The sequence below is a fragment of the Yersinia similis genome (assembly GCF_001053095.1).
Taxonomy (GTDB): domain Bacteria; phylum Pseudomonadota; class Gammaproteobacteria; order Enterobacterales; family Enterobacteriaceae; genus Yersinia; species Yersinia similis.
This window is the reverse complement of the sequence record NZ_CGBP01000002.1, coordinates 179,278-197,037: the sequence shown is the minus strand read 5'-3', so window position 1 is coordinate 197,037 and position 17,760 is coordinate 179,278. Positions and strand designations below refer to the sequence as shown.

The following is a 17,760-nucleotide window of genomic DNA, read 5'->3' as shown; positions in this document are numbered from 1 at the left end:
TGGTAGCCTCGATGATACTTGTATTTTTCCATAGTGAAATAAGCATTGTGAAATAAGCATTGCAAAACAAAAGATTGGCTTTCAGTTAAGTCATGGCACTGAGTATCAGTTCATGACACATATATCTCTGTGTTCACCCGAAACAGGGTTAACGATAATTGACCAGCACTTGGTTGCTGATCACTTGTAATGGTGGGTTGACCCGGCCCTTGCCCGCAATAAAGTAGACAAAAGTCAGTTGATTCGCTGCGGCCTCCCCTGCCAGCCCTAAACTCTGTCCACGGCCCCCTTCAAGCGGTATACAGCGGGTTGGCGTGCATAACTTCACTTGCAAACCATCTGGGGCCGTTGACATTAACTGATAGCGCCAGCCGACTGAAACAATACGTGCATTTTCCTGCGCCAGTGCAACTGGCGGTTGCAGCGGGGATGACGCCGTTGCCACCCCACGCAGACCCTGAGTGATGCCAATATTATCCGCCACCCAAGAACCGGATGCGGCCTTAATCTTAAGCGGCAACAGGCTCGCCGCTAATAGGATCAGTACACTGTGGTAGGTCCGAATCAACATTAGGCGGATCCTATCGTCGAGGTCATACGAATCTGGCGGTTATCACCAATTTCCAGGTTAGACAGCACCACCATTTGCGGCAAACTACGGCGCAAGAAGCGGGCCAATAATGCCCGTAGTGCATGATTAACCAATAATACAGGCGGTGCGCCTAGCATCTCTTGGCGTTGCAGCGCTTGTTTAGATTGATCCAGCAGACGATCAGCCAGACCTGGCTCCAAGCCACTCCCCCCTTGCAGAGCTTGTAATAATAAGCGCTCTAAGGCAGCATCCAACCCGATAACCTGAATTTCACCGATTCCAGGGAACCACTGCTGCGCAATTGAACGCCCTAATGCCACCCGCACTGTCGCGGTTAATTCGTAAGGATCTGCCTGGCTTGGCGCATGTTCAGCCAGTGTTTCAATAACGGTGCGCATATCGCGGATCGATACCCGCTCCATTAACAGATTTTGCAAGACTTTATGTAACGTAGTTAATGTCACCACTCCTGGGATAAAGTCTTCGGTCAACTTTGGCATTTCTTGCGTCACACGATCAAGGAGCTGTTGAGTTTCCTGACGGCCGAACAACTCACTGGCATATTGGCTGAGCAAATGGTTCAAATGCGTCGCCACCACCGTGCTGGCCTCAACCACGGTAAAGCCCTGAATTTGTGCCTGTTCACGTAACGCACTCTCTATCCACACTGCCGCCAGACCGAAGGCCGGGTCGTGGGTGGCTTCACCTGGCAATGTGCCAACGGCGTTACCGGGATTAATCGCCAGCCAGCGCCCTGGGTGCGCCTCGCCACTGCCAATTTCGACCCCTTTCATTAATATCCGATAGTTAGCGGGTGGTAATTCCAAGTTATCGCGAATATGCACGACTGGCGGTAGATAGCCCATCTCTTGCGCAAATTTTTTGCGAATGCTACGAATGCGGCCCAATAATTCACCATTTTGCTGGAAATCCACCATAGGTATCAAACGGTAACCCACTTCCATCCCCAGCGGATCTTCCAGTTGAACATCTGCCCATGTCGCCTCTGCGCCCTGCTGCTGATCCTGCACCACCGGTGCTTCCACCGCCACAGGCTGCTGTGTTTGTTTACCGCGTAAGCGCCAAGCCAAGGCCAGTAATGCTGCGGTAAATAGCAGGAAGACAAAATTCGGCATCCCTGGCACCATTCCCAGCAAACCCAGAACGCTGGCGCTTAATACCATCACCCGTGGATTGTTGAACAGTTGGGTGACCATTTGCTGACCAACGTCCTGATCAGTACTGACGCGAGTGACAATCACACCTGCAGCGGTCGAAATCACCAACGCAGGGATTTGAGCAACTAAACCATCACCAATGGTGAGCAAGGTATAGGTTTCTGCTGCATGACCAAAAGCCATGTTGTGCTGAAGTACACCGACCAGCAACCCCCCCACCACGTTAATCACCATGATCAGCAAACCCGCAACCGCATCACCGCGAACAAATTTACTGGCCCCGTCCATTGAGCCGTAGAAGTCAGCTTCTTGCGTGACTTCAGAGCGGCGTTTTTTCGCTTCATCTTCGCCGATCAATCCGGCGTTTAAATCAGCATCGATTGCCATCTGTTTACCGGGCATACCATCCAAAACGAAACGGGCACCCACTTCAGCAATACGTCCTGCCCCTTTGGTGATCACCATAAAGTTGATCACCACCAAAATGATAAAGACCACAATACCAATGGCAAAATTACCGCCAACCAGGAAGTGACCAAATGCCTCAACCACTCGCCCAGCCGCCGCCCCCCCGGTGTGACCATCCATCAGAATAATACGAGTGGAAGCGACGTTTAGCGATAAACGCAATAAGGTGGAGAACAGCAGGATGGTCGGAAAGGCGGCAAAATCCAGTGTGCGCTGAGTGAACATGGCCACCAATAACACCATGATGGAAAGTGCAATATTAAAGGTAAACAACAAATCCAGGGCGAATGGCGGCAGAGGCAAAATCATCATCGACAAGATCATTAAGATCAGGATTGGCCCAGCGAGAATTTGCCATTGTGTATCTTTAAAATTGCCCGGTAAACGTAGCAGGGCGGCCAAATTAGCCATTAGTCTGTCTCACTCTCGGTCTCACTCTCTGTTGCAAAATCCAGTGCTTCCGGCACCGGCAGATGTTCAGGTTTTTTTGGGATAAGCCCGCCTTCCCGTTTCCAGCGTTTCAACTGATAAACCCAGGCAAGCACTTCGGCGACTGCCGCATAAAGGGTGGCGGGAATATGTTGACCGACCTCACTGTGCCGGAATAATGCCCTCGCCAGTGGCGGTGCTTCTAATAACGGAATACGATGTTCAGCACCTAACTCACGGATACGCAGCGCGACAGCTCCCGCCCCTTTCGCCAACACTTTAGGCGCACTCATTTTTGATTCGTTGTATTGCAAAGCCACCGCGTAGTGTGTCGGATTAGTCACGATGACATCCGCTTTGGGCACATCTACCATCATCCGACGACGGGCCATCGCCCGCTGCTGCTGGCGAATGCGCCCTTTCACATGTGGATCGCCTTCCTGATTTTTAAATTCGTCGCGTATATCTTGTTTGGTCATACGTAACTTTTTGATATGGCTAGTTATCTGGTAAAACACATCAAACCCAACCATTGGCAACAGACCTAATACCACCATCAGTCCACAGAAAATGATCAAATGGAGTGCATCGCCTAATGCAGCAACCGGTGGCGCGGCAATCAGGCGCATCATGTCGGGCCAGTTATGCCAAAGGAACACCCCGGTGACCCAACCAACCAGTGTCGCCTTCAAAATGGCTTTCAGTAACTCAGCCAGCGCCTGTGAGGAAAACATGCGTTTTAAACCCGCTACCGGACTCATCCGTTTTAGGTCAAATTTTATTGACTCACCACTAAACAGCACCCCACCCAAAAGCATCGGTACCGCCAAAGCGACTATCACTAATCCGGCAAAAATCGGCAGCATCGCCAGCAATGTTTGACGTAATAACATGCCGATTTGCCGCAGCATCTGTTTATCATTGCTAACCATGCTGTGATCAAAATGCAACCCTTGCGCAAGCATGGCCGATAATTGCCTGGCCATTGATTCACCGGACATCCACAGGATCGTCAAACCGGCCCCAAGCATCAGCATTGAGGTTAATTCACGCGAGCGCGGGATCTGGCCTTTCTCTCGTGCCTTCTCCAACTTACTGGCTGTGGGTTCTTCGCTTTTTTCCTGATCGCTATCTTCAGCCACTGCAGGTATTCCTGTTCAACGTGAGCGTTCCTGTGTTAGTCAGAGGGACAGCAGCCAACGTATATGCAACTCGAAGTATGACGGGTAAATGGGTGAGCTTATGCTCGGAACAACGCATTATTCAGGGGGTTATTTGATAGATTGAACAACAACTGCCGGACTTCAATTGCACCTTGCAAAGGTTTGGTGGCGCGGAGACCAAGAAGAAGGCAAAGGTAAATCTTTTATGGCAACTATTTTTTAATTACAAAAATTAATTCTCTTTTTTGAAATAATGTCCATTCTTTCTAAATTAAAATTATTTAAACTTATTCCCGTCATACATCAAGTTGCATATACGTTGACTACCGTCGTTCCCCCCAGTCACTTACTACAGTAAGTTTCTGGGGACTTACTCCGTTGCCACCTTCATGCAACTCGAATTATTTTGGGTATAGTTGTACATAGGGTTAACACCTTGAAAATACATTTGTAATATCTTTAGTTTATAAAAAAAAGGATATAGGATTAACAGTTGATGGAAATATTAAGTCCTTTGTCATTCAAACAAAACTCCAATCGTAGCATAGGAGAAGTAACTCGTAGCGCCCTTATTAAAATAGGCGTACCTGAAAGTTATTGCCGAAATTTTGATTTATTGTCTCCAATTCAAATCGTATTTAAAGGCGGGATTTGTACAAACATATCTGTAGAAAATGATAGATTGTGGTTTTGGTCTTCCTTCTCTATAACAGAGAATCAAATTTTGACAAACATTGAAAGCATATTAAACATATTAACCCAACCTGTAAGTTATGCAGAAACCGACAGAGTCACCATTGGTAAAAACACAAATGGATATGAGTTAAAAGCATTAATCAATCCACGTATTTTTTCCGATGACAGTTTGTTCATAGAAGCCATAGAGTCTTTTTACAAAACATCATCAAACTTCCAAACATTACTAGATTACAAATAAAACTCAAGAGTTAAATATAAAATAATTAATTTACCCCTTTCAAGTACTACAGAAAAAAACCTGACAAACACCTATTTAGATGGAGATTTTTGCTTAGCAAAAGAAATTGAAAGCGTAAGTAACATGCCTGAAAATGTAATATCAAACAAAGATATCACACCTAGTAATATACATGGCAGAACATTTGCGATAGAAGTTTCATATTTATATGCTCCAACAGAGATCTATGAAAGGTTTGGAGAAAAAACGCCGCCTCATATCGATAGATATACGCAAGTATGTGTGGCTGTAGCCACTAGTGGAAACTCGATAAATTGGTTTGTTATAGGTGAGATGAATAAGGATGGACAACATTTTAGAGATGAGATTTACGCATGCGCATCAAATGCTCACAATAGCGTTGATCGAGGATGTGGTAAGTACTACAGAGGAACGAATGCAGTTCATGTAAAAAGGCTTCATAATGATCCTTTCGAATCTATGTATTCTCATAATCATTACCCACCAGGTGGTAATAATGGGAAGGATTTTGATAGTGTAACTTTTCCGAATGACGTCACTCCCGATGAATTTAAACAACATATGCTAAACTTTGCTAATTATGATGCTCTTATGCATGATGGTCATGCCAGATTTTGTGATCTTACAACAGCAAGAAAAATAGTTGACATATTTACTGGTGAATATGAAAAAGGCATTTCCATCAAAAACAAGGTGGAATACGATGAACAAGACATATGTGAACTAAAAGAAAATGCAGCCCAAGAAAAACCTTGTAGATCGCCTGATAATATAAGTTTGAATACAAGGGGAATTGCTACTGAAAAAGCCGACGAAAGACAGCCCTATGAATACAGTAAAAAAGAATATGAATATGTTCTTCAATTCAGAGCTCAAGGTGAGATTCATTTAAAAAATGCCAATGCGTTAGAAAATACGATGCATTCCAGAAACAAAATGCTTGAACAATTAAAAATCAGCAAATAGAGAATAATATAAAGATAATGCCCCCCAATAATTCGAGTTGCAGGAAGGCGGCAACCGAGTAACAAATTGGTCGGTAACCCATTTGAACAGCATGTAACAGTGGCGGCTTGCTCAGGTAATAGAGGGCCTATACCAGATTCTGTGCAACCGCCCATGGCATTTCGCCGCGCATGGTAGTGATATCGATAGCAGACATAGTGAGTAATTTCCGGTGGGCATAAAAAAAACACTAAAAAGTGAGGATTGGCCTCTTGGGGTGATTTAGCGCGTTAATTCGCTGATATCAACGTAATGAGAAATTAAATACATTTGAGGATTGTCTGAATCTCTTGCCACTCTAGTTTAATCATGTGAGGTAACAATATATGCTGATGAAGAGCAAATGGGCTTTAAGCAATAATTAACACGATAACAAGGATGTACTATGGATACAGTTGAAGAGCTGGGCGGGACGTACTTTTATGCAGGCAAGCCGAATTTAAAAGCCAGTGAGCTACTATTTATGATTTTCTGTGAGAATACTGCCAGCCAGTTTGGTATGCAGGATTTCGGGGCTGTGGTTGCGATTATTTCGGGTAGAAGCAATCTCTTAACAAGAGGAAAGCCCATAGGTGCAACAAAAGGCACATCATACGCCTCCAAAGCGGCACGAAGTGTATTTAAGAAAACAAAATTCCCATTTGGGATGTCGCTACCTACATGGTTAGGCGGGTATACTCCATGGACGGCGAGAAAAGCGATGGTGCGTAATATCGCCCCGTTTGTTGGTCGTTCGATCCCCCTACTTGGCCTCATCATTATTGCTGCTGACGTATCAGCAATCACTTACCGTGCAATTCGTGACTACAACATGATAGCAAGGGGGGGCGATAAGCTATGGTAGATGATATTGAACAACGAATTTATGATCTTGTCCGGCCTTATGCTGGCGTCTATGTGTTCAAGAGAAAGCCAGTATCTTTGACCCCTGATACAGACTTAGACACTGACCTAAGTATTGATGAGCTTGAAATAGAAGATTTAATGAATGACTTCTTTAAAGAGTTCTCTGTACAAAGAGGTAATTTCAATATTAAAAATTACTTCCCTGACGTTCCTTTTTCTTTCAATCCATTCAAAAAAACAGCGCCCATACCTGTTCCAGATTTCACCATAGGGATGCTTATTGAGTCCGCCAAGGCTGGTCGCTGGTTGTATGACTGAAATAGGCTGGGCTTAATTGCCCAGTTTTGCTTTGGTTAAAACCACCGGCAATTTTATGTTATCTGGAGAAACGGGCCACATGATATCCGGCGCTGCACTCACATCAATATCATCAAGCGCTATACGATATGACTTCCAGCATGTTAACTCGTCGGCCTTAAGAACACTTCAATCCCTCTGGCAAGGTTACCCGATTGCCACTCACAGAAGTATTTGTTAAAACATTGAAAGCAACCTATCTGGTTTATGACATATCCCCCCCCGTTTTCACGAGACCCGCAGCTTGACATGGCAACTTTATGAGGCTGAATATGGGAAAGAGTTCGCCCCAAAACGGCTTGGTCACAAGTCGATGAAAATGATTAATGTGTCCCTGGATTCGCGTAAAATGAGTGGGTTAAGATTTAGGCCGAATATAAAAATTTAGACCATTTTCGAACGGAGAGAATAAATACAAATAAAATTAACAAATTAAAAAAGACCGAACACGATTCCTGATATTCGGTCTAGGGAAATGGCTCTTGGGAAAGAGCCGTGCGCTAAAAGTTGGTATTAATGTAAGCTTATTCAGCCGTACTTCTTAAGCGTAGCCGAGTACCGACATTTCGCCAACCTTGTAGCAGAACTAAATAATCACTCATGTGAATTAATTAAAAAAATTTACAACCTCACCCGAGTAAAAATAAATATGCGGTAAAGTAATCTTTAATTTTTCATGTAGTTAACGTAGCATTATTTACTGTTGGCAAAGCGCCATTGCACGTTGTTGGAAAGGTGCCAAACTCATTTTCTGCCCTGGGTTATTGCTGTCGTTCAGTAACAATACATCTAACGGTTTGGCTAATACATGACCAGACTTCATTTGTTCAGTAGCAATATCATTCAGGGGATATTGCACTAAAGTGGCAGGATTAATCACAAACAAAGCATTGCCTGCCCGGCACTCTAACATCACTTCTTCACGGGTAAATGCCCACTGTTTACCAAATTCAAATTTACTGACCGTGATAATCTTCCCGGCAGCCATAGCATTAGCTGACAGAATCAATAGCGACAGCATTAGCACAAAACCTTTCATCTTAATTACCCTCAATTAGCCGATTGTTTTGATTTTCTCGCATACTGAGGAGTTGATGCAAGCTCACCGTCAATATCTACCGTCTATTCTTGCCCACTATACTGGGGCCATTGTGGCAAAAACACTGACCAGCAGTAGTACTGCCGCGCCAAGCACGATTTCAAAGCAGCTATTAATGACTAACCAGTGATGTGCTTTCGTGGGTAATTGCTTGAGCATCGGGACAATTCGGTAACGGTTAATCAACGCAACAGCAAGCATGAATACCACCAATATGACTTTATACAGTAAAAGCATCTGATAATTTGATGTCAGCGTCAGCGTGGCATCTTGCAGCATAATGAGGCTATTTATTACCCCAGTTATCAATACCAAAGCAACAGCCAAGTGCCCCCAACCCGAGAATCGAATTAATGCCGTGATCGCTTCACGTTTGGCATCCTTGTCTCGAGTATATGCCAGGCAAACAAGCAGTGGCGGTAAACATCCCAGCCAGTACCCGGTACTGAGCAGGTGGATAACTTGATTAGTTTGGTGAACCCATCCAAGCACCCCATCATACATCGCTGCATGCCCCGCAAAAGCCAGACTCGCGAGCAACAATGTTGAGCAACCGACTACCAGCCAGTCATACGTACGTGTTATACCCAATAAAACGATCCACATACTCAAGATGGACAAGCCAATATGCCATTGCCATACCTGACCAAATCGCGTCCCTAAGACGGCCCACCAGACAGTCAATCGGTAGGTATCTGCCCAGCCATCCCCCATCATTCCAGCTTGAATAGCCAAAATTCCCACAGCAGAAATCAGCCCTAGCAGCGTACTGAGGACGAGTAAAGGTGACAGGCGTTTTTTTAGTACTGAAGAAAAACGATCTGGTGCCAAAAAGGCGGTGAATACAGTGATGCCAAACATCAGCATCACCGCCATAAAGTGCAGAAAGCGACACAGAACGAATAGAGTCGCCAAAGACATATCTATTTCACAGTGAAGCTGTAAGTGCCTTTAGTCTTATGACCATCAACAGAAACAACGTGCCATGAGACATTATATTTACCAGCGGTTAAAGCATGGTCAATCGGCAAAATCAGTTGGGTGTTATTAACGGGATCTAATTTAAGATCACCGGTTTTGACCACATTATTATCCGGGCCAGTGACTTTAACACCACTGAAGCTCAGCTCAATACCCTCAGAGAATCCCAGCGTCAAGGCTTCAGGTGCAGCATTTATAGTGGCATCTGCAGCCGGGGTCTCCGCTTTTAAATGCGCATGAGCAAGCGCTTGCTGGCTGGAAAGGCCAACAAATAACACAATAAGAGCCGACAACATGCGGCAAGATGAGCGTATTTTACGAATAAACATAAGTGTCCCTTAATCGATGGGGGAAGAATCGTCTACTACCAACCATATCCTATGTTGGCAGCGTAAACCCCTATCACTTCCAGTCAAATGCACTACCTGTGAGGTAGTACACAAAATAAAACGCCAGAAACCAAGTTATGATTGAAATATAACCAATAAAGGAATGAAAATTCAACTCACTCTATTACCGTTATTGCAAATGATAACGATTTGAATGTAGCAAGTCGAGTGGCTATAGCCAAGCTAAATGCTGCCAGCATAGAATCAGTAAAAAACAGAGGAGCAAGAAAAGGCAAGGACCGCGGGATATAGACAACAACAAAGCCGCAGTCACTGATAGCAGTACCGCGGCGAATATTTTTCAATACTGGTTAAGCTGACGTGTAGCCTTGGGCTGCCATTGTTTTCAAGTCTTTATCGACGAAGAACAACGAGTTACCGCTATTACCCACCAGAGCCAGTTTATCCAAAATGGATTTAAACAGTTTCTCTTCCTCATGTTGTTCAGCAACATACCACTGTAGGAAGTTGAATGTGGAGTAATCATGAGTAGTCATCGCAACATGGGCAAGCTCATTAATTTGAGTGGTAATTAATTGCTCATGCTCATACGTAAGCTTGAATACATCTGCTAATGATGTGAAATCTACAGGTGGAGCGGTGATCGTACCCAATATAGGCATAGAGCCAGTTCCACTGAGATATTCAAACAAACGCTCCATATGTTGCATTTCTTCTTGAGAATGCTTTTTTAAAAATGCAGCCGCACCTTCAAAACCTTTATCGCTGCACCAAGCACTCATTTGCAAATAAAGATTCGCAGAGTAAAACTCCAGATTCAGCTGCTCATTGAGTTTTTGTGCCATTTCTTTTTTCAACATAATAATTCCCTTACTTTTTAACATGGGCAAGAAATAATTAACTTGGTGTATTATGCCAAGATAAAAACAAAATAAGAACACCCTATTCACATTATTATTTATCAAAAGACATAAATAATTCAACTTATTGATATCTAATTGTAAATAAACAATAAAAATAAGTGAAAATAAATACCAAAGCATCATGATAATCATTCACATTATTTTATAATCACTAAAGATAATGATTCCTATTGGGATTGGTGATCACTTAATAATAACTTTCAATATCAGAGAATGAGTCTTATTCCACGACAGTCATCCCCTGAGATGCTATGGCTGGCAACATTACTGACTTGCCAATATCTACTGTCTGCATTACCTTTTGCGCTATCAACGCCGATGGACTAAGAAGGAGGTAGAAATGGGATATAACTTGGTAGAGCTTTCTGACGAAGAAACGGCAAAAATGAACGTTGACCTTGCCGCCTCTGGTGTTGTATTTAAAGAGCGCTACAACATGCCCGTTATCCCTGAGATGGTGGCCAGAGAACAACCCGAAGCTCTACGCGAGTATTTTTTGCAGCGGCTGGCACATTACCGTATCGAGTCCAAAAAATTATCTCGACTGCCGTATGAACCCAAAGTGAAGTAATCGCGAAATGCTCCCGTAGGCCTTAACCCGCGGGAGTCAGTATCCTTAAATGCGTAGAGTCAGTGAGCAAATTTATCAGTAGCTAGAATAAGTTGATGCAGTATCCCTGGCTCATCAAAGGAGTGCCCGGCACCTTCAACGATATATAGCTCAGCTTCAGGCCAAGCCTGTGCTAAATCCCAGGCGTTCTGTGGCTGACACGCCATATCATATCGCCCGCGAATGATTACCGCTGGAATATGCCGTATACGTGTCACATTGTCTAACAACTGGTTATCACTGTCCAAGAAGCCAAGATGCGTGAAATAGTGATTTTCAATCCGGGCAAACGCCAGTGCAAAATCCTCTTCACCAAAAGAAGCCGAGTTTTTAGTTGGTAATAAGGTCACTGTTTCGCCTTCCCACAAACTCCATATTTTAGCGGCCTCTAGCTGTATTGCCCGATCAGGTGATGTCAGCCGTTTGCGATAAGCCGCCGTCACATCGCTCTGCTCTTCTGGGGATAAAATTGACAGTACCCGCTGCCATTTATCGGGGAAAAAGCGCGAGGCCCCATCCTGATAGTACCAGTGCAGTTCTTTCCTGCGTAAAGTGAAGATCCCGCGCAGAACCATCTCACTGACACGTTCAGGGTGTGTTTCGCCATAAGCTAACGCCAGTGTAGACCCCCAAGAGCCACCAAACACCAGCCACTGTTCAACCCCAGCCATCTTGCGCAGACGTTCAATATCATCCACCAGATGCCAAGTCGTGTTGTTATCCAGGCTGGCATGGGGTTTAGAGCGCCCACAGCCACGTTGATCAAATAACATCACATTATATTTTGCAGGGTTGAATAGCTGCCGATGATAAGGCGCAATCCCGCCCCCTGGCCCCCCGTGAATAAAAATAGCGGGCTTGCCCTTCGGATTGCCGCAGAGCTCCCAGTAAACTTGATGCCCGTCCCCGGTGTCTAATAAACCACTGTAGTAAGGTTCATATGCAGGATAAAGCCCACGTAACTGTTCCATTGTTTTTCCATGCTTGTTATTAGACATTAAGTCATCAAAACCTATACTGCCCACAGGGTCAATGACAAAACCTCAGATTCATGCCAGTCATCTATTTAATTCAGTCAACGGATGATATTTACACCGTAACGCAATAATACTCATCACCTTAAACGACGAAATAACAGGCATTAAATGAAAACAAGAATTAGTAATATTTAATAATGTCTTTATTAAACAATAAATTAATCTTATTGATGTTTTATCTCCTTGCAACTCGCTCTGATAAAGTGGTTAATGGATGGGCGTACAAACCTAACCGCAGGTCAAGAGAGGTAAGGCATGAGTAAGGGAATGGACAGCAAAAAGAATGCGAAGAAAAAACCACTGAAAACACCAGCTGAGAAAAAGGCTGAAAAACGCGCTAAAAAATCATCATCTACCAGCGCAGCATAACGGGGTTTTTCGTCTCGTGAGTTAACCCGCCATTATCGGCGGGTTTTTTTATTGCTCATATTTGACGATGATGAAGAAAGGGTGAAAATATATTTTCATATAAGATATATCGATATTTTCAGGTCATATATACCCGTCATACGCCAAGCTGCATGTGCTTTGATTACCTTCGTTCATCCCAGTCACTTAGGGGTCGTTGGCCCTAAAATAAATTAAGCTCCTGAGGACTTACTCAGATGCCGACTTCCTGCAACTCACATTATTTGGGGTATAAATGCATCATTGCATTAAATAAACGCCAAAATAAATGCATATTCCAGAGCAATATCTTCGTAAGCTTTGAAGCGACCTGATTTACCGCCATGGCCCGATTCCATATCGGTATAGAGCAGTAATTGGTGATCATCAGTTTTCATTTCACGCAACTTAGCGACCCATTTAGCGGGTTCCCAATACTGGACTTGAGAATCATGCAGCCCTGTGGTTACCAGCATGTGAGGGTAATCCTGCGCTTTAACCTGATCGTAAGGACTATATTGCTTAATATAATCGTAATAGACTTTATCGTTAGGGTTGCCCCACTCATCGTATTCACCTGTCGTGAGTGGAATCGACTCATCCAGCATGGTGGTGACCACATCAACAAAGGGGACCTGTGCCACAACTGCCTTATATAATTCAGGAGCCTGATTGACGATGACGCCCATCAGCAAGCCACCGGCACTCCCTCCCATCGCAAAAACGCGCTGAGCATCCCCATATCCTTCATTCACTAAGGCTTTAGTTACATCAGTAAAGTCGCTGAATGTATTCAACTTGTTGAGTAATTTACCATCTTCATACCATTGCTGCCCCAACTCCCCACCACCACGAATGTGTGCCAGAGCAAATACAAAGCCACGATCCAATAAGCTCAAACGGCTACCGCTGAAGACAGGGTCCATACTGCTACCGTACGAACCATAGGCATAAACCAATAATGGATTGCTGCCAGAAACAAAGTGGTCGCGATGATAAACCAATGAAACAGGTATTTTCACGCCATCAGATGCGGTAACCCAAATACGCTCACTGCGATACTTTTCAGGGGTGAAATCCTTTACTTCCTGTTGCTTTAGTAGCTGGCGCTCACCACTGTCCATATTAATCTCAAACATGGAGCTTGGCGTGGTCATCGAGGAGTAACCATAACGCAACAGTGCCGTTTCCGGTTCTGGATTGTAAGCAAGCCACGTTACGTAGGTTGGATCATCAAAAGTGATGGATTTTTCTTCTCCAGTAGACCAATGGATTTGCCGTAGGTGCGTCAACCCTTCACTGCGTTCTTCGACCACCAGCCAATCGCGGAATAAACTGAACCCTTCCAGCATAACCTCCGTTCTTGGCGCTATCAGTAATGCCCATTGCAACTCATCGGCAAAGTCACTGATCGCTTGGCTATCTTCAATTTTATAGAGACCGAAATTCTTACCCTCTCTATTGGAGCGAATATAGAAGTGCTGCTTATAGTGGTCTACAGCATATTCATGGTCTTTACGGCGTGGCGCAAAAACCTGCGGTACAGGCTCAGACTGCTCAGCATCCAGCAACAAAATCTCAGACGTCGTCGTGCTGCTAAGGTGGATCAGAATAAAACGTTCAGACGTGGTTTTTTCCAAACTGACGTAAAAGGTGTCGTCTGATTCCTGATAAATTAATTTATCTTGCTCAGGATCAGTACCAACCACATGCCGATACACTTGATAAGGCAATAACGTTTTTTCATGTTTTCGTACGTAATACAGCGTTTTTGAATCATTTGCCCACTCAAATCCGCCTGACGTATTACTGATAACCTCATCGTGCCAGGCCCCGCTGGAGAGGTTTTTTATCCTGATATCATATTGGCGGCGTGATAGATAATCTTCCGCTACCGCCAGTAACTGGTTATCAGGACTGACATCTAAACCGCCTAAGGTATAAAACTCACGGCCCTCGGCACGCTGATTACCATCCAATAGCGTCTCCCAGTCACGGTCTGTGCTGACGGGTTGCCGAACATAGATAGCGTACTCGTTACCCGGCTCAAAACGGGTTTGATAACGGTAGCCGTTGCGGATATAAGGCACTGACTCCTCTTGTGGAGGAATACGGCCAACCATTTCCTGATATAAGGTTTCACGCAACTGCTGTTGTGGCTTAAGCACCGCCGCCGTGAAATCATTTTCAGCTTGCAAATAATTCAGTACATCAGCATCTGTACGTTCGTCATCACGTAGCCAGTAATAGTCATCCACACGCGTATCACCGTGTAGAGCCATCGGATAAGGGCGTTTATCTGCTTTGGGAGGAGTCATCATTGATTAGGTTATCCATCTATGTGCGTTATCACGAGAGTGGTACGATTACCTGTTGATGCAAAGAAAAACATATAGTTTGCTGATAAACAAGGGCATTTAAGGGGATTGTTGGGAATATTTATTGTCAGGTAATGATACAAAGAGTTACCAGAGAGGTTACTCTGGCCTCCGTTTGAAACACGATTGACCAGATGAATGGCAACATAACCCACCAAATATAGCGGGTTATTGCTCTGCAATAACAACTGATTAAGTGCCAGGTCCACGACAGTCAGCAAGTTACTTCGGCCCTGCTTGGCTATTCAGACCGATCTGGGTATCTGACCTGGTCTGAGCATTCAGCCCGGTATAAGTAATTGTGCCAGACTTGCAATCGAGTACCACTTGATACGTTTTATCACCCTTGTTACCGCGAGCGGTCAGTGGAACCTGCCAGACATCATCTTTACCTGTAACATCTACCACGTTAATCCACACCACGGGCTTATCAGTGCCCAATTGTTTTTTATCTATTTCCCAACGAGGAATACGGTTTTGCAGAAAATCCCGTTTGACCTGAGTTGCAACCTGAGATTGATTTAAACCAATACAAGCAGGAACGTTTACTGCTCGCGGCTCTTGGGCATGTACACTTCCCATCATACCAAGCAGTATGGTTGCCAGCACTAAAACTAACCCTGTCTTTTCCATCACGCCTCCACACATTTGCATACCCATCTAGTGACTGGAGTGATGATTGAAACGCAGGTTATAGAGTGAACAGCACGACCAAACCGAGGTGATTAATGCTGTTTAATTAACACCGAGTAAATTCAATCACATAAAACTGATCCAGCCCTGGATAGATCGCCTTAATAACCTTTTTCAGTTCGTCTAATGACATATTTTCTTGCTCAGCATGACGTTCAGATAACTCGTCCAGTGTCATCGGCATGACCGATTTAACCTTGATGTGGCAAAAGAATACACCATCTTCATTACGGCACACCCGCAGGACTTCCCCTGGGTGGAAATCAGATTCACTGCTATCCCGGATCGTGATCGTTTTACGATCTGCCAGAATATCGGCTTCAAAACAGCCAAAAAAGGTGATTTCACGCTTCATTTTAGATCTCTTTTTCACTTTTTGCTGAAAGTAAGCACATTAAGCGGCTTGATCTTCTTCAGATTTACTTTTTTTTTCAGCGGTATTTTTTTCTGATTTTACTTTTTGTGGCCCATCAGCCGCGGCCACAGGGATGCCGCCACGCAGAATTTGCCCTAATGCTTCTTTATTTTCTGCCAAGAAGAAACTTAACGCTTCACGCTGGCCTTCTTCTATCGACAGAGGAGCCTGTGACAGCCATTCAGACAAATTGTCAGCCAAATCCAGCATTTTATCGTAGGCATCGGCTTCTTTTTTGGTTGTGAAAGTCATTTTTTCCTCACCCTGTCTCACCACGACGAATTTTATTTCAACGGCCATTGCTACACGTCCTTTTTGCTCACAGATAACTGTATATAATTACAGTATAGAGTGATTTGTCGGAGTGATGCAACTGCCATCACCCCGCAGTGATTATTTTAATAAACGGGCTTTACAGTTTTTACCTTTGATTTTGCCTTGCTGCAATTGTTGCAACGCACGCTTGGCACTGGCTTTACGGATAGCCACATAGGCATGAACCGGGAACATATCAATTTTGCCCACATCCGCGGCGGTTAACCCTGCCTCACCGGTTAATGCGCCGAGAATATCACCTGGGCGAATTTTAGCTTTGCGCCCCCCATCGATGCATAACGTCACCATTTCTGGCTCCAACATGATGTTGGTGCTATGGCTAATCTGTTCCGCAGGCGTCCATTTCAGTTTTATCTGCAGATAATCCTCGATGGTATGGGCACGTACCATTTCCTGTGGCGTACATAGGCTAACGGCCAGACCGCTCATCCCTGCCCGCCCGGTACGACCAATGCGGTGTACGTGAATTTCGGGGTCAAACGCCAATTCAAAGTTAACGACCAGCCCCAGATCCTTGATATCTAAACCACGAGCAGCAACATCGGTCGCCACTAACACGCGGCAACTACGATTGGCAAAACGCACCAGAACCTGATCACGATCACGTTGTTCTAAATCCCCGTGCAAAGCCAAGACACTGATACCACGTGATTCCAGTGACTCATAGACACTCTGACAATCTTTTTTGGTGTTACAGAACACCACACAAGAGGCTGGCTGATAATGGCTCAGGACCGAGATCAACAACGGCAGACGTTTCTCACGGGTTGTTTCAAGGAACACTTGTTCAATAGCCGGTTCTTCATCGGTATCACCCACTTCGACATTCAACGGTTGCCGCTGAACTCGTGCACTGATTTGCTCAATACCTGCAGGATAAGTGGCAGAGAACAGCAAGGTTTGCCGTTGTGGTGGGGTATACGCAATCACGTCATCAATGGCATCGGAAAAACCCATATCCAACATGCGATCGGCTTCATCCAATACCAGAATTTTCAATTCATCAAGTACCAGCGTTTTCTTGCGCAGATGTTCCTGAATACGCCCTGGCGTACCCACGACAATATGCGGTGCATGGACCAGAGAATCCAATTGATGGCCCATCGGCTGGCCACCACATAAGGTCAGAATTTTAATGTTTTGTGTAAATCGCGCTAAACGGCGCAACTCTTTACTGACCTGATCGGCTAATTCTCGGGTTGGGCACAGTACCAGCGCTTGGGTAACAAATTCCCCTACCGCTATTTTATCCAGCAAACCAATACCAAATGCGGCTGTTTTACCGCTGCCGGTTTTAGCCTTCGCCCGGACATCCTGCCCATTGAGGATTGCGGGTAACGCCGCAGCTTGTACCGGGGTCATCTCGGTATAGCCAAGTTCATTAAGATTGGACAACTGCTCGGCAGGCAGTGTCAGAGAAGAAAAGGAAGTTGTGCTCACGACAGTAACTCTTATAACTGGATGGAATGGCAGCGATGGCCTGAAGGCAAGCGCAAGATTTTGCCGCGATAATACCAGAGATAGGTGCGTTGCCGGAATTAAACCGCAAAAAACA

19 protein-coding genes are annotated in these 17,760 nt (G+C 44.8%); 5 read left to right on the top strand and 14 right to left on the bottom strand.

What is annotated here, in order from left to right:
* Positions 1 to 148 precede the first annotated feature (148 nt).
* The 3 genes from AC971_RS02480 to flhB are packed head-to-tail and all read right to left on the bottom strand — an operon-like array spanning position 149 to position 3,809.
* Entirely contained in the window at positions 149 to 571 is a 423-nt protein-coding gene (locus AC971_RS02480) for a flagellar protein FlhE (protein ID WP_025383551.1), read from the bottom strand.
* Positions 571 to 2,649: a flagellar biosynthesis protein FlhA gene (flhA, locus tag AC971_RS02475; protein ID WP_025383550.1), complete on the bottom strand. Its 2,079-nt coding sequence runs from the start codon at positions 2,647 to 2,649 to the stop codon at positions 571 to 573. Before flhA ends, AC971_RS02480 begins: the two co-directional genes overlap by 1 nt.
* A complete protein-coding gene (flhB, locus tag AC971_RS02470; RefSeq protein WP_025383549.1) occupies positions 2,649 to 3,809 on the bottom strand; it encodes a flagellar biosynthesis protein FlhB in 1,161 nt (386 codons plus the stop codon). The genes flhA and flhB overlap by 1 nt, the downstream gene beginning before the upstream one ends.
* Before the next feature lie 517 nt (positions 3,810 to 4,326).
* Here flhB and AC971_RS02465 point away from each other — a divergent pair.
* The 4 genes from AC971_RS02465 to AC971_RS02450 all read left to right on the top strand — a co-directional run bounded on the left by AC971_RS02465 (position 4,327) and on the right by AC971_RS02450 (position 6,957).
* Positions 4,327 to 4,767: an InvB/SpaK family type III secretion system chaperone gene (locus tag AC971_RS02465; RefSeq protein WP_025383548.1), complete on the top strand. Its 441-nt coding sequence runs from the start codon at positions 4,327 to 4,329 to the stop codon at positions 4,765 to 4,767.
* A 123-nt stretch (positions 4,768 to 4,890) separates the two neighbouring features.
* Complete coding sequence (locus tag AC971_RS02460) at positions 4,891 to 5,754, top strand: hypothetical protein (protein ID WP_025383547.1); 864 nt, start codon at positions 4,891 to 4,893, stop codon at positions 5,752 to 5,754.
* A 424-nt stretch (positions 5,755 to 6,178) separates the two neighbouring features.
* Positions 6,179 to 6,637 (top strand): STM2901 family protein, encoded by a 459-nt coding sequence (locus AC971_RS02455; RefSeq protein ID WP_025383546.1) that lies wholly within the window; start codon positions 6,179 to 6,181, stop codon positions 6,635 to 6,637.
* A complete protein-coding gene (locus AC971_RS02450; RefSeq protein WP_002211097.1) occupies positions 6,631 to 6,957 on the top strand; it encodes a DUF1493 family protein in 327 nt (108 codons plus the stop codon). The genes AC971_RS02455 and AC971_RS02450 overlap by 7 nt, the downstream gene beginning before the upstream one ends.
* Positions 6,958 to 6,969: 12 nt before the next feature.
* Here the strand turns inward: AC971_RS02450 and AC971_RS22590 are convergent, their stop codons facing one another.
* From AC971_RS22590 to ftnA, 5 genes are all read right to left on the bottom strand, one after another.
* Entirely contained in the window at positions 6,970 to 7,080 is a 111-nt protein-coding gene (locus AC971_RS22590) for a tail fiber assembly protein (protein ID WP_231572989.1), read from the bottom strand.
* Between the two features lie 613 nt (positions 7,081 to 7,693).
* On the bottom strand, positions 7,694 to 8,035 hold the full coding sequence (locus AC971_RS02445; protein ID WP_025383545.1) for a YebY family protein: 342 nt from the start codon (positions 8,033 to 8,035) through the stop codon (positions 7,694 to 7,696).
* A 96-nt stretch (positions 8,036 to 8,131) separates the two neighbouring features.
* The gene (gene copD / locus AC971_RS02440; RefSeq protein WP_025383544.1) at positions 8,132 to 9,016 is read right to left on the bottom strand and encodes a copper homeostasis membrane protein CopD; all 885 of its coding nucleotides are present in this window, start codon (positions 9,014 to 9,016) and stop codon (positions 8,132 to 8,134) included.
* Positions 9,017 to 9,018: 2 nt separating this feature from the next.
* Positions 9,019 to 9,405: a CopC domain-containing protein YobA gene (gene yobA / locus AC971_RS02435; RefSeq protein ID WP_025383543.1), complete on the bottom strand. Its 387-nt coding sequence runs from the start codon at positions 9,403 to 9,405 to the stop codon at positions 9,019 to 9,021.
* A gap of 371 nt (positions 9,406 to 9,776) precedes the next feature.
* A complete protein-coding gene (gene ftnA, locus AC971_RS02430; RefSeq protein WP_025383542.1) occupies positions 9,777 to 10,286 on the bottom strand; it encodes a non-heme ferritin in 510 nt (169 codons plus the stop codon).
* A gap of 403 nt (positions 10,287 to 10,689) precedes the next feature.
* Here ftnA and AC971_RS02425 point away from each other — a divergent pair, with 403 nt between their 5' ends.
* Positions 10,690 to 10,920, top strand: coding sequence for a DNA polymerase III subunit theta (locus AC971_RS02425; protein WP_025383541.1), 231 nt, complete (start codon positions 10,690 to 10,692; stop codon positions 10,918 to 10,920).
* A 59-nt stretch (positions 10,921 to 10,979) separates the two neighbouring features.
* Here the strand turns inward: AC971_RS02425 and pip are convergent, their stop codons facing one another.
* The 6 genes from pip to dbpA form a co-directional block, all read right to left on the bottom strand.
* Positions 10,980 to 11,930, bottom strand: a complete 951-nt coding sequence (gene pip / locus AC971_RS02420; protein WP_025383540.1) for a prolyl aminopeptidase — start codon at positions 11,928 to 11,930, stop codon at positions 10,980 to 10,982.
* Between the two features lie 722 nt (positions 11,931 to 12,652).
* Complete coding sequence (locus tag AC971_RS02415) at positions 12,653 to 14,704, bottom strand: S9 family peptidase (protein ID WP_025383539.1); 2,052 nt, start codon at positions 14,702 to 14,704, stop codon at positions 12,653 to 12,655.
* A gap of 279 nt (positions 14,705 to 14,983) precedes the next feature.
* Entirely contained in the window at positions 14,984 to 15,394 is a 411-nt protein-coding gene (yebF, locus tag AC971_RS02410; RefSeq protein WP_268869948.1) for a protein YebF, read from the bottom strand.
* A 106-nt stretch (positions 15,395 to 15,500) separates the two neighbouring features.
* A complete protein-coding gene (yqfB, locus tag AC971_RS02405) occupies positions 15,501 to 15,809 on the bottom strand; it encodes a N(4)-acetylcytidine aminohydrolase (protein ID WP_025383537.1) in 309 nt (102 codons plus the stop codon).
* A 39-nt stretch (positions 15,810 to 15,848) separates the two neighbouring features.
* Entirely contained in the window at positions 15,849 to 16,169 is a 321-nt protein-coding gene (locus tag AC971_RS02400; RefSeq protein WP_025383536.1) for a YebG family protein, read from the bottom strand.
* Positions 16,170 to 16,262: 93 nt separating this feature from the next.
* The gene (dbpA, locus tag AC971_RS02395; protein WP_025383535.1) at positions 16,263 to 17,645 is read right to left on the bottom strand and encodes an ATP-dependent RNA helicase DbpA; all 1,383 of its coding nucleotides are present in this window, start codon (positions 17,643 to 17,645) and stop codon (positions 16,263 to 16,265) included.
* Positions 17,646 to 17,760: the final 115 nt, after the last annotated feature.